Below are 13,868 nucleotides of genomic sequence, written 5' to 3' on the forward strand. Positions count from 1 at the left end.
ACCCTGATTACCTCTGGGATAACTTTTTCAAGTTTGACCAAGATTACATTGCTTTTGGTAAAGACAAATGTGGTAAAACTATTATGCTAAAAAAAATTGAATTAGAGCTTTTAAAAGATTTTTCAGTTTATAATAAAATTCCTTTTTATATCGATCTAAAATATTGGAGCAATTCTATAAATGATTTTAATTTTTTTAAAGAATTATCAAAATATTATTTTACAAACACCAATGCTGCAACTAAACTTTTTTATGAAAAAGATTTTGTTCTATTAATAGATAATTTTCATCTTGAAGATAATAAAACGAAAGATACTCTTGAAAAAATAGTAAGTGAAAATGACAATGTGAGAGTAATAATTTGTTCTATTAGTAGCTCTTTAAATTCATTAGATGCCGCGAGATTTGATGGTCGAGATTTAAAAAAATTATACTTTCACCGATTAAGAAAAATACACATAAAGGAGTTAACTAAAAGAAATTACTCTTTTACTGAAGAGAAGGAAAGTCAGGTAGTTGAGAAAATAAATTCAATTTTTAAAAAACTTTCGATTCCTTTTAATTATTGGACGGTTTCAATATTTTTATGGGTATTTAATAAAGATGCAAATAATAAACTTCACAATGATGTTGATTTAATAAATTTATACGTAGAAAAACTTTTAGAGAAAGAACAATTAACTGTTTCTGCGTCTTCATTTACTTTTAATAACTACAAAAAATTATTAGCTCATTTTGCCTATTTTTTATTAAAAGAAAACCATAATAATTCTTACTATGCTAAGTATTCAGATATTATTGAATTCATACAAAGATATTTGGATAAAAATCCAAGATTAAGAATTGACCCAAGAGATATTTTCAATTATTTAGATTCAAAAAGTTTATTAAGAAAAAAAGATCCTGATTATTATTCATTTAGATTAAATGGTGTATTTGAATATTTTGTTGCTTATTACATGACTTTCGATGAGGTATTTCTAAATGAAGCAATTGAAGATGAAAATTTTTATTTGTCTTTTTCAAATGAGTTTGAGCTTTTTGCAGGTTTTAAGAGAGATAATGTAGAATTTTTAAATAAAATTTATGTAAAAACTAAGAAGCATTTTTCTTATTTAAACCAGGAATATAATTTAATGAGTACTTCAATAGATACTATATTAATCAGTAAAATTGTAGAAGCTGATAAATTGGGCAAACTTATTGAAAAGTATTCTAAAAAATTTCAAGATGGTTTAACTGAAATTCAACAAGATGAAATTGAAGAACAAATAAATAAAGAAATGAAGCTTGATGAAAATCATAGTGAGGTTAAAATAAAAAAAATTAATTCTCTCAATGAATCATCAAATTCATTAGAAGAAAGTTTAACAATTTTGGGAAAAGTATTTAGAAATATTGATGACATTAATGATTCTGATTTAGTTTATGAAATTTTTGATTATATAATCGATAATGCTTGTTTGTGGAGTTTTAAACTGTTAGATGAGTTCGGAGAAATGGATATTTCTGAAATAATAAAAACTGATAGCAAAGGAGAAGCTCAAGGCTTGTTAAAGCTTATTTCGAATGTTATACCTACATTAGTACAAGTAAGGTTATATGATATGCTCGGACATATTAATTTGGAAGGAATAATATTGGAAAGACTGGATAAATCAAAGTCTGATTCAAAAAACAATCAATTTAAATTATTTATTTATACTTTTTTACTTTTAGATATTAATTATTTACAACATAAAAATATTGTAGAAGATATGATATCTCTAATTAAGATTCCGATAATTAAGTATTCCTTTTTATTGAAATTAAATTATTATTTAAGTTTTAAAAACAATTTAAGTAATAACGACAAAAAAGAACTAAAAAATAATATCCAAAGCCAATATTTAAAATTTAATAATAAAACTGATGTTGGAGAAATACAAAAGGGTATGGCAAATAAATCAAAAATCAACAAAGAATAAAGATTTCGTTTGGTTCTATAGATTTTTTTGATCTTGGTGAGTACTTATATAAGCCATAATAGTGTATTTATTATGGCTTAAAATTAATAGGCTTTATTTAAATTAATTATTTCTATTACCATTGTTATTTCCATTGCCGCCATTGCCGCCATTTCCGTTTCCATTGTTATTGTTGTTGTTTCCGCCTTGTAAGTTAATAGCGTTAACCGCATCGGAAACCTCATAACCTAAACGTAAACCTTCAATAGCATCTTGCTCAATATGCACTCCTAAAGGCACACGCGAATAGGCGTTTTCCGTAGCCATTTCAGAAAAAGAAGAAAATGTTCTGGCTGTACCATTAAAGCTCAAGTTTGAAAAGCTGCTATAAGTATTATCGGTAAAATTAATGTTATCGGTATTAAAAAAATCTATAAAAATACCTGCTGCGGCTCCTGCAAAGGTTGCATGACCAGACGGATAACTTGGAAAAGCAGGGTTTACACCATCAATAAATCGGGATAAATTGGTTGTAAAATCTTCATCAATATATTCTCTAATAAAATTACTTGGGCGTTCAATATTATAAGTGTATTTATCGTCCCAAGCAGAAACGGCAGCATCATTTAAAGCTAAACCTAAACGCAATAAAAGTTCTAAAGTTTCATCGTAATCTAAATCGTATTGCTCAATTAATTGATTAGCAATAGAAAAATGTCTACCTGGAGGGCTAATCATTAAACCCTCAACATCATCTGCCCAAAACTCTGCAATCCATAATTGCTCACTGTTTGTTGTGGCTGCAGCAACTGTGGCTTGGTAAACATCATTCATTTGCTGGTAATAGTTGCTATTTGGGTTCGCGCTGTGTTGTAAAACACTGTTAAAATTAGTGCTACTCGTTTGGTTTGGCGAAATAGCAAACGTTCTAACTTCTCTCCAATAAGGAAACCACGCATTTTCGCCTTCACCAGCTTCCCAAAGTCCTTCACCAACTGGAGCAACATAGCTGTTTGGTGTTTGGTTTACAATTTGTTCTTCGGCATCATTATCTGTTTCTGCATAGGCAATTACACGTTCGGCGACGTGGGTTCCCCATTGTTGAGAATTTTCGATTTCATCATCGGTTAAACCAATGGTTAATACCGATTCCATATCATCTTGAAAGTTTGAAATACTCTGTCTTGTGCCAGCTTCTAAACTATGCATAAAGTGGTCTATAGCTATGGCATAGGCAGTATTTAAAGCTAAATTTAAGTCAACATTGTCTTCAAAATTATTATTATTAATGTTGAAATTGTTGAATCTGTTGGTGTTAGAGTTGTAATTATCCATAAATGGAACTGCGGTTTCATATCCTGTTAAATGAATATATGCTAACGATCGAGTTACAGTATTTGGTCGCATACCAACAGTATATTGATCTAAATTCACCCAAAGGTCGCTCCATTGTACAATTAAATTTGTTGTGTTGTTTGTTACATCGGCCTCTACAATGCCGGCTTCAATACTATCGTTGTTTATATCTTGAATAATGTCTTCGGATAAATCGTCACTATTACAGGCTTGAAACAAAATTATGCTTATACCTAATATAAAAATCCATTTTAAGTTTGTTCTTTTCATAATGTTGGGTTTAAAATTTAAGTCGCTCTCTTTTAATTATTGGGTTAATAAAACATGTAATTACAGCTTAAAAAATGGCTGAAAGTTGCTTGTTTATATGTATTACGAGAATGCTTAAGTTTTACCCAACCCTACTTTTTAATAAAAATGAAAAGATTTTAAAAACTTATATAAATAGTGAAAATAAAATAGGTTAATGTATTCTAAAACAGGTTGTTATAAAAATTTATTCTGTTTAAAAAAATAGATTTAATTGTAGGTTTGGTGAAAACCGACTTGCTTTTCTGAAGTTATTATCGGAAGTATTTTGAAAAACATTTACAATATTATCCTGATTGTAAACATTTAAAATAGATAAGCCTAAAACAGATTTAATGCCTGACGCTGGTTTGAAGGTATATGAAGCAGAAAAATCGAGTTGATGTAAAGCATCAAATCTATCTCTAAAATCGATGTTAGCGTTATTGCTATCGGTTTCGTCGGGATAAATAATGGGCATTCCAGAAAAATAACCCCAAGTTATTGCAAATTTCCATTGCTTTAAGGTGAGCAATCCTGTTAAATTTACAATGTGAGTTTGGTCGTAAAACGCTGTGGTGCTAACGCCATTAAAATCTGTTTCGGTTCGGCTAAGGGCATAACTTACCCAAGTTTCAAAATTACTCCAACGGCGTTTAACAAATAAATTGCCTCCGTTACTGGTTAATTTGCCTTGTTCGTTATCGGTTTTATTGGTTATATCTGTTGTTTTTTTATGATACAATTCTAAATCGAATAACCATTTAGAGTTTTCAAAAACACCACCAACCATGGCTTGCGTGCCTTTTAAGGGATTAATGTCTTCTTTAGGCAAATACCAAAGCTGATTAGTTATATTAAAATCGTCGAAATCGTTTGTAAACTTTTTTTGAATAAATTGATTTGAAGTACCAAATGAAGATTTTAAATACCAACGATTATCGAGTTTATAACTCGCTAAAATCCTTGGGTTTACATACAATTTTTTTAAAGGTACGTAGTAATTATTATGAATGCCTAAAGTTAAAATTAATTTCTCTTTCCAATTTTTTTGAAGCGAAAAATAATTAGAATGAACAACTGCATTTTGTTTTCTTTCGGTGTTTATTTCGTTTTCTTCTTCTAATTCGTTACTAATAATGGTGTGTTCGGTTAAAGTATACCCTCCTTCAAATTGTAAATTATTATTATGGTTGTAAATAGCTTCAGTAATTAATCGTGTATCTTTTATGGTGTTATCGTATTTTTGATAGCTGGAACGTTGCTCTAAAACAAAGCCTTCGCTTTCGCTATATACATTCATTTTCGATTTGCTTAATCTAACTTCTGTAGTCCATTTTTCAGAAAAATTAGCCTTCCATTTACCAGTAATTCCCCAATTGTCGAGTTCTAAATCTCTGTAATCTATTTGGTTACTATTATCGTTACTATCAACTTGCGCATACAAGCTGTTTTGTATGTTTATAAAGCTTAATGTAGCGCTATGTTTATTGTTAATTTTATAATTTAATTTGGCGTTCATATCTAAAAACCCCATGTCAAAATCATCAGAACTATTTATTTCGTCAGAAACGGTTTCTAATTTACTTCCTTGAAAAATAAGCTCGGAAATGGCAGTTAGTTTAGGCGTGTTAAACCGCGGGTAACTAGACCTAAACGCAGCAAGTAACGATAATTTATCCTTTAAAAGTTTTGTGTTAATTGTTGCTCCAGCAAAAATGGTGTTTAAAGCTACTTCGTAGTTGTTTTTTTCTGGAATTTTAGTGTCTGTAGTCATGTTTATAAGCCCGCCAACACGACCGCCCCATTTAACAGGTAACATATTGCGCTGCACTTCAATATTCGAAATAATTGAAGCGTTGTAAGGCGAAATAGCACCAAAAAAATGTCCAGAATGGTAAATGGGTATATCATCAATTTGCACTAAGTTTTGGTCGTAAGTACTACCTCGAAAATTTAAATTTCCAGATTTTCCACTAGGTGAATGTATTCCAGGAGCATTGTTTAAAACATTAAAAACATCACCATCGGTTTCACCAGCCAATAAGCCTAAAATTTCTGTGTTAATTTGTAGACTATGGTCTCTAATCCTAGAATCAATACCACTTGTTAAATAACTTTTTAGCAAAACTTGACTCAAGCTAATTTGCTGTTTGTAAAGTTTTATTGTTTTGGCTTTTTGTAAATCTTTTACTTGTAAACGGACTGTTTTATAAAAATTGGAGTAAAAATGAATAGAATCTAAAGGAAAAACATTGTTTATTGTAAAAATACCTTGTTCTTCGTGTACTACTTTATGCGCTTCATTATTTATTTGATACTGCAAAGACATTGCGCTTTCGTTGGTTTCAACATCAATAGCTTTAAAAATTAAAGTATCTCTATTCGGGATGATAGTAAAGAATTTACCATCGTTACTCGTAATGGTTACAGGAATTTTTTGCTGAATGACTTCAAGGCAATTTGAAATACTATAGCAGGTAATGTTTTTATTAATTAACAGTGTATCAAAAAAAGTATGATTATATGAGAAATGCACATCAAATTTACGTTCTAATTCCGAAAGTTTATCTGATAACTTTACTGTATTTCCTGTTTGTGAAAAGCTAAAATTTAAAGCCCAAAAACAGAAAAATACGAGGGAATATTTGTTAGAAGCAAAATTCAGTTTCATACAAACTAGTCTACAATTATCGTTTTTCCGCTTATTTTATAGTTAATTTCCATAGATGAAAACAAGGTTTGTAAAGCGGTATTTAAATCGTTATGAGGCACGGTTCCCGTAAACTGTAAGTTATTATAGGTTTCTGGAAGTTCAATATTTATGTCGTAATACTTTTCTAAATCAGTAACAACTTGTAATAATTTAGTCTCGAAATATTTACTGAAACCATCGAGCCACTCTGGGTTTTTAGCATTGTGCGTTGTATGCACTAGTTTATTTGCTTTGGCTATGGCAGCATGACCTTTAGTTAAAATTTCGGCATCGCTATTATAAGTAACTTTTACTTTGCCTTCGTAACATTTGACTTCAAAAATGGTATTATTAGCATTTACATTAAATTGTGTACCTAAAACTTGAATACTCCCAGAATTAGTAATTACGTTAAAAACTTCGCCTTTGGCAACATTGAAAAAAGCTTGACCAGTTAATTGAATATTTCGGTTGTTTTCCCAATCCTTTTCTTTAAATGAAATACTTGATAAAGCATCCATTTTAACAACAGAACCATCGGGTAAATTAATGGTTTTTGTTTCTGCAACATCAGTTTTAAAGGTGGTTCCGGCATTAATAAAGTAATTAAAGGTAATATATCCGGCGGTTAATAACACAACAATAGCCGCAGCCACTTTTAACCAAGGCGTAAATTTATTTTGTTTTGTTGGAGCAGGGGAGATTACCAGTTTTTTACGCTTGTTAAGATCAGCTAAACCACTTTCAACATCAAATTTTTCAACTTGCCAGGTGTCAATATCATCGAGAACAACTTTTAAGTCATTTAATTCACCGTTAGATTCTAGCTCATTTTTTTCGTTATCATCTAAACGATTATCAAGCCATCGCGCCAGTATATTATCTTTACTAAATTTATCGCCCACCGGTATATTTTTTATCTAATTATATCTGTTTTAAAAACTATTTTTCTTGAACTTAAATTTTGCGTTTTTGCAGTTCGGTTATTTCTTTTAGCTTAAGTAAAGCTTTAGAAATTCTATTTTCCACTGCCGTCTGGCTAATCTCTAGCCTATTAGCTATTTCTTTAAAAGTAAGCTTTTCTATTCTGTTTAATAAAAATGCCTCTCGTTGTTTTTCTGGTAACGCAGAAATGGTTGCTTCTATTTTTTGTTTAAATTCTTTGGTTCTTAAATGAAAATAAGGATCTTCAATATCTGAGGTTTCAATGTGATTTTTCTCAAATTTCAAGGCTACTTTTTGTTGTCGCAACGAATCTATAAACATATTTTTAGCTATGGTATAAAGAAAGCCAACCGCTTTCTCGTAAATTACACTGTTGCATTTAGCCCATAACTTAATAAACGATTCTTGAACAATATCTTCAGCCTGTTTTAAATTACCAAATTTAAAATACAAATGATTTCTTAAGCTCTCAGCATGTTTTAGGTACAAATTATTATAAACATCTTCATCGCAAACAGAGAAGGATTGATTCATTATGACTTATTATTTAATTGTAAAGATAAAATAAATTTAGCGGAGCATTTTTATTTTATAAAAACATTAAACAATAGGCTATTCTGTAATAAACGGATCGGAAAATTTTTCGTCGTTAATAAACACATCATCTGTGAGGGTAATTAAAAAGTCTACAAGTGCTTGTTTATCGGCATCCGATAAGTTTAAACGACGTACGTTATTGCCCTGTGTTAATCGGTTATCGAGGTTTGGGTTATTTTGTACTCCGCTATTGTAATGCTCAATTACCTCTTCAAGTGTTTCAAAACGCCCATCATGCATATAAGGTCCGGTTAATTCAATATTTCGTAAAGACGGTACTTTAAATTCTCCTAGGTCGTTATTGTTTCCTGTAATTCCGCCAACACCTTCATCGGTAATCGTGGCATCTAAACCGTTGTTTCTAGCTTGGTCGCCAACAAAAACATTGGTGGCATGACAATCGAAACAACGGGTTTGGTTACTTAAAAACAGCTGTTTTCCGCGGTTTTCGGACGCTGTAAAATTGGCGAAATTATTATTTATGTTGTTGCTTTGTGCCATACCTTCATCGAATTTAGATTGGTACGACACCATAGATCGAATAAATTGCGACACCGCTAAAGCAATACGATTGCTTGTAATATTACTATCACCAAAAGCATTTTCAAATAATACTTCATAGTAATCTATTTGAGCCAATTTGGTTTCAAGTTCAGGCAATGTCATACCCATTTCAACTAAATCTTGAATAGGTATTAAAATTTGTTCTTCCAGAGAATCTGCTCGTTCATCCCAAAAGAAGCGGCCATTTTCATAAAATCTTGCATTGGCTAAACCCATGGAATTTCTAGATGTAAAATTGCCATCGAAACCCGTACTCAAAGGATTAGGATCGGAAAAACCATTTTCTTGAATATGGCAAGAGGCACAAGAAATACTGTTATTTGCCGATAAGTTTTTATCGTAAAACAAAACACGCCCAAGGGTTGCACCATTATTGGTAATTTGGTTGTTGTTTGGTGTGTTGTCTTCATTTTGCACATCATTATCTAAAAAATAGTTGGGCAATGCAATATTTGCATAGTTAAATGGTGTGTTGGGTAAATTAAGTTCCGATAAATCGGGTGTTGTGGTGTCTGTGTCTTCTAACTCATCCATTGTAACATTAGTAATATCACTGTATTCTTCTTCACTACAAGACATTAAAAAAAATAAGATTAAGAACATTTGGGCAATACGTTGTTTCATTTAAATAGTTTTTTTGTTTTGAATAATGTTTTCTCGCGCCTTCTGTGTGCGTTTGTAATTATTACGTGTCGCACATAATTTTACCCAACATGATATATGTTAAAATTTAATTATTAAGATTAATTATTGAATTAGATGGAAATTAATAAGGTTCTCAGTAATTCACTTAACTATTTGTTTACTAGTGTTTTTAGGTGTTTTTGCCATTTTGATTTTTGTATTTGTAGAGCAGTCCAAACAAAGATGACTATTTTGAAGTTTTTATACTTACAAGAAAAACTACGGTAAAATAGTTACCCGTAAAACAATGCATGATGAAATTTAGTCGCGTTCCATTTTTAGCGAATTATTACCAAAAATGTTTAAAAGTTAAATATCAAATTAAATTACTTTTTGTAATATTTTTTCTATAATTTAGAAGAAATTAAGCTACAAATAGTGACTAGAATTATTAACATATTATTTATTAAACAAAGCCGATTTTGCTTTATCGTTGCCTTGTTGTTTTTAATTGTTAACCCTCTATTTGGTCAAGAAAAAATAAAAGATTCTTTAGAAGCGCAATTAATTCATGCTTATAATTTAAGTATGGAAAGCAAAGTTTCTGATGCTTTACAGATTTGCAAAGAAGTGCTTAATTACGAAAAAAAGCATAAAAACGATACCATAAAAGCTGTTACTTATAGCATCATGGGTACATCACATTATTTAATAGATAATGACTCTACGGCACTAAAATATTACCAAAAATCGCTTGAAATTAACAAGGCATTGGGTTTAGATCTAAGAGTAATTAATGGAATAAACAATGTAGGAATTGCCTATGCAAGGCTAGGAGCGTACCAAAAATCTATAGATTATTACCAAGAGGCTGCAGATTTAGCCATAAAAATAGAAGCTTATAAGCACGCTATTCATCCGCTGTACAATGTTGGAGATTATTATATCGAGCAGTTAAAGCAGCCTAAAAAAGGTTTAGAGTATATTAAAAAAGCCGAATATTATTATTACAATAAATCGAATATAGAAGAAGATATTTTAATGAAAGTTGATATTTTATCGGCCTACGGGGAAGGGTACTTTTTATTAAAAGATTATATAACTGCAGAACGCTATTTAGATGAAGCCATTGAAGCTGCTAAGGAAAACAATTATTTATCTGAGTTAAAAAAAATATACAGTATAAAAACTCAAATTTTAAATAAGCAGCATAGATATCAAGAAGCAAATACTATTTTATATAGCATGATGCAAGTAAATGATTCTATATTAAAAAACGAAAAGTTTGATATAGCACAAGAAATGCTGGCTAAATTTGAAGTTGCAGAAAATGAAGAAAAACTGCGACACATAGAACAAGAAAAGCAACTACAAGCTTCAACAATAAAAAAAATTAGTGAATATAATATTGCTTTCACTATTTTAATTGTATTGCTATTACTGGCTTTAATTTTTATTTTTCTGAAATTAAAACAATTAAAAATAGCTAAAGAAAAAGCCCAACAATTATCTCGTGCAAAAAGCGATTTTTACTCAGAAATAAGTCACGAATTGCGAACACCTTTATATGCTGTAATCGAAATTTCAAATATTTTATTGAAAGAAAATTTAAATGACGATAATCGTGTTTATTTAGAGTCGTTAAAATTTTCTGGAGACCATTTATTATCATTAATTAATAATGTTTTAGAATTAAATAAAATTGAAGCTGGAAAAAGCACTATTGAAGAAATAGAGTTTTCGCCAAAACAACTTGTTACTAATATTATTGAATCGCTAGAATTTGCCATAAGCGATACCGAAAACACTATAGAGTTAGAATACGACGATACTATACCAGAAAAGCTTTTAGGCGATTCGTTAAAGCTTTCTCAAATTTTTATAAACTTAATTACAAACGCCATTAAGTTTACAAACAAAGGCGTAATAAAAGTTGTTTTAAATAATGAGTTAATTACCGAAGACGGTAAAATATGTAATTTATACGTAGGCGTAAAAGATAGTGGTGTTGGTATATCTTTAAAAAACCAAAAGAAAATATTTAGCGACTTTTATCAAGAACATGCAAAAACCGATAAATCCTACCGAGGTACTGGTTTAGGGTTATCTATTGTAAAACGTCAGTTACAGTTAATGGGTAGCGAAATAAAAATTAAAAGTGTTATAAATAAAGGCTCAACATTTTATTTTACAATTCCCATAAAAATTCCAACAGCCGAAACCAAAGTTAAATTATTAACCAATAAAGCAGATTTACTTAAAGGCAATACGTTTTTAGTGGTAGACGATAATAATATTAACCAATTAATTACTAAAAAAATATTGTTGCAATTAGAGTTGGAGTGCGATGTTGTAGATTCTGGTCCCAAAGCTATTGAAGCAGCACAAAAAAAGGATTACAACTGTATTTTAATGGATTTAAATATGCCTGAAATGAATGGTTACCAAGCTACAGAAAAAATAAGGCAATTTAACACAAGCTCAACAATAATAGCGCTAACTGCATACGCATCAGATGATGTTAAAAATAGAATTTTAAATTCTAAAATGGATGGTTTTATACAAAAGCCATTTTTTATAGACGATTTTATATCAACCATACAAAAAGGACTCGAATTAAGGCAACAATTAGTTAACAAAGAGATTAGTTAGTTTTTGCAACGTTTTGATTAAAAGCGAAAGTCCGTTCTTCTTGACAGTTTCTTTAAAAAAGATAATTCTCAAAAGTTTCTTTTAATACAATTAATGGAACACTTTTTACACTAAAACGACGATAGGAGAGTAGTGGAATGTGTGTGAAATGGCTTATATTTGGATATACAATAATATATCTAAAAATGATAGATAATTTAAGGCAAGAATTTATACAAGAGGCATTAGCTGCTCCAAAATTATTTAAGGATTTAGCAAAAGTAGAGCAATATATTGCAGAAAGTTATAAAACAAGAGCACTAATTGAATTGATACAAAATGCAGATGATGCAGGTGCTTCAAAATTTGGAATACATAGCTTTAGTAATGGTTTTGTTGTTGGAAATAATGGAAAACCATTTACAATTAGTGATGTAGAAGCATTGTGTAGAAGTGGCTCATCAAACAAATATAGAGGTGGAGAAACTATAGGATATAGAGGTATTGGATTTAAATCTGTAGTTAATATTGCCAATGTAGTAAATATTATAAGTGGAGATTTTAAGTTCAGTTTTGATAGAAAAAAAACAATTAAAGCTTTAGGTAGAGATATTGATGTTCCGTTAATTAGAATACCTCATACCTTTAATGAGGAAGATATTAAATTAGAAAATGAAGTAAAAGAAATTATTAGCAAATTTAATTATAAAACTGCTTTTGTTTTTGGTAATGTTATTGAAGCAATTTCTAAAGATGAGCTAAATGAACTTGATAAAAGTTCTTTATTGTTCTTAAATAATTTGAATGAAGTACATGTTAATTATAGGGATATTCAAAGAAACATATTTGTTAAACATAATTTTGATAAAAACAACAACACAGTACAATTAATTGAAAATGAATCTATTGAAGAATGGCTAATTGAACAACTAGAGAATAATAATATAGATTTAGTCGCCTTTAAAATAGAGAATAATAGCATTATACCTGCATCAAATGAACAATCAGTAATGCATTCATTTACACCTACAAAAGAATTTGTTGGGGCTTTTATTAAGATTAATGGAGACTATACAACAGATCCTTCTCGAAAAACAGTCGATATGGATGATTTATCAAAAAAATCATTTAATAATGCTGTTAATATTATAGTGAATAATATTAAAGAAATATTCAGAGGAGATATGAGTAAACAAGGCTTTTTTACTCCCTTTATAAATATACAAACAACAGAATCAACTAGATTTAAAAATTTACTGTTTAAATCTTTAGAAGTCAAAATAACAACTTTTATTGATAATTTAAGAATTAAGCCCGAATGGATAAATTTTGAAGATTATGAACTAATTTGTAGTAATGAAATTAATTCCATAAGTAGAAATTTAATTTCTGCATATCCAGAAATCTTTACTTTTTTTAAAGCTTTAAATACAAAGACATTGAATATCAACGATATTTTAAAGCATTTAAATAATGTAAACTTATCTGTAATTGGTTATGCTGAAATATTTTCAAAGATAATTGTTCAATGGAGATATGATTTAGATTTAAACAAGATAAACCAATTAAAAACAATAAGAATATTTCCTTCAGATAAAGGTATTCTAAATGCAGAACAACTTAATAATTCAAACGAGTTAGATAATGATTTTATTAATTATTTAAATAACAATATTGATGTTGCTGATTTATTGCTGTTTTTTAAGAAGTTAGGAATTGAGGTCAATCAAAATATTGAGAGAAAAACTAATGAAATATTTGAATTAAATAAAACTGCAAAAGAAAGTCCACTAAAGAATACTCAATCAACATTTAAAGTACCTCCAGCAATAAAAAAATGGAGAAGTTCTGAAAAAAATGCATTAGAATATTTAAAAGCATTAAATGTTGCATTATCTGTAAAAGATGTAACAGAAGCTAATTTAGGTTATGATTTAGAAATTATGTTGCACAATGGCAAAAGGATATATATAGAAGTTAAAAGTGTTAATACATTTACAGAACCTTTTAAAATATCTAACAATGAATATTCAAGTGCACATAATTATGGCTCGGATTATTTTATAGCTCTTGTTGTCAATAATGATGATTTTAAAATAAGATTTCTACAAAATCCAATAAAATCTTTAAACTTTGAAAAAAAATGTGAACGTTGGTCTTGGTTTTGTGGTGAATATATAGACGAATTACAACAAGTTAACCAAATTATACAATAATAAAAT

The 13,868-nt window shown here is 29.4% G+C and carries 8 protein-coding genes; 3 read left to right on the top strand and 5 right to left on the bottom strand.

Annotated elements, in window-relative coordinates; all coding sequences use genetic code 11:
• Positions 1-83: 83 nt before the first annotated feature.
• Positions 84-1,967 (top strand): NACHT domain-containing protein, encoded by a 1,884-nt coding sequence (locus tag LG651_RS15880; protein WP_449584601.1) that lies wholly within the window; start codon positions 84-86, stop codon positions 1,965-1,967.
• 102 nt (positions 1,968-2,069) lie between these two features.
• On the opposite strand, the gene LG651_RS09400 is transcribed toward LG651_RS15880, so the two are convergent.
• The 5 genes from LG651_RS09400 to LG651_RS09420 all read right to left on the bottom strand — a co-directional run bounded on the left by LG651_RS09400 (position 2,070) and on the right by LG651_RS09420 (position 9,015).
• The gene (locus LG651_RS09400; RefSeq protein ID WP_226695879.1) at positions 2,070-3,572 is read right to left on the bottom strand and encodes a vanadium-dependent haloperoxidase; all 1,503 of its coding nucleotides are present in this window, start codon (positions 3,570-3,572) and stop codon (positions 2,070-2,072) included.
• Between the two features lie 235 nt (positions 3,573-3,807).
• The gene (locus LG651_RS09405) at positions 3,808-6,264 is read right to left on the bottom strand and encodes a TonB-dependent receptor plug domain-containing protein (RefSeq protein WP_226695880.1); all 2,457 of its coding nucleotides are present in this window, start codon (positions 6,262-6,264) and stop codon (positions 3,808-3,810) included.
• Positions 6,265-6,269: 5 nt separating this feature from the next.
• The gene (locus LG651_RS09410) at positions 6,270-7,190 is read right to left on the bottom strand and encodes a FecR family protein (protein ID WP_226695881.1); all 921 of its coding nucleotides are present in this window, start codon (positions 7,188-7,190) and stop codon (positions 6,270-6,272) included.
• A 52-nt stretch (positions 7,191-7,242) separates the two neighbouring features.
• Positions 7,243-7,764 (bottom strand): RNA polymerase sigma factor, encoded by a 522-nt coding sequence (locus LG651_RS09415; RefSeq protein WP_226540546.1) that lies wholly within the window; start codon positions 7,762-7,764, stop codon positions 7,243-7,245.
• Positions 7,765-7,842: 78 nt separating this feature from the next.
• Positions 7,843-9,015 carry a cytochrome-c peroxidase gene (locus LG651_RS09420; RefSeq protein WP_226695882.1) on the bottom strand — a complete coding sequence of 391 codons (1,173 nt, stop codon included), beginning with the start codon at positions 9,013-9,015 and terminating at the stop codon, positions 7,843-7,845.
• A gap of 438 nt (positions 9,016-9,453) precedes the next feature.
• Here LG651_RS09420 and LG651_RS15810 point away from each other — a divergent pair, with 438 nt between their 5' ends.
• Together LG651_RS15810 and LG651_RS09430 are read left to right on the top strand one after the other, a co-directional pair.
• Complete coding sequence (locus tag LG651_RS15810; protein WP_226695883.1) at positions 9,454-11,667, top strand: response regulator; 2,214 nt, start codon at positions 9,454-9,456, stop codon at positions 11,665-11,667.
• Positions 11,668-11,852: 185 nt separating this feature from the next.
• Positions 11,853-13,862, top strand: a complete 2,010-nt coding sequence (locus tag LG651_RS09430; protein ID WP_226695884.1) for a DUF3883 domain-containing protein — start codon at positions 11,853-11,855, stop codon at positions 13,860-13,862.
• Positions 13,863-13,868: the final 6 nt, after the last annotated feature.

This window comes from Neotamlana sargassicola (genome assembly GCF_020523965.1).
GTDB lineage: Bacteria > Bacteroidota > Bacteroidia > Flavobacteriales > Flavobacteriaceae > Neotamlana > Neotamlana sargassicola.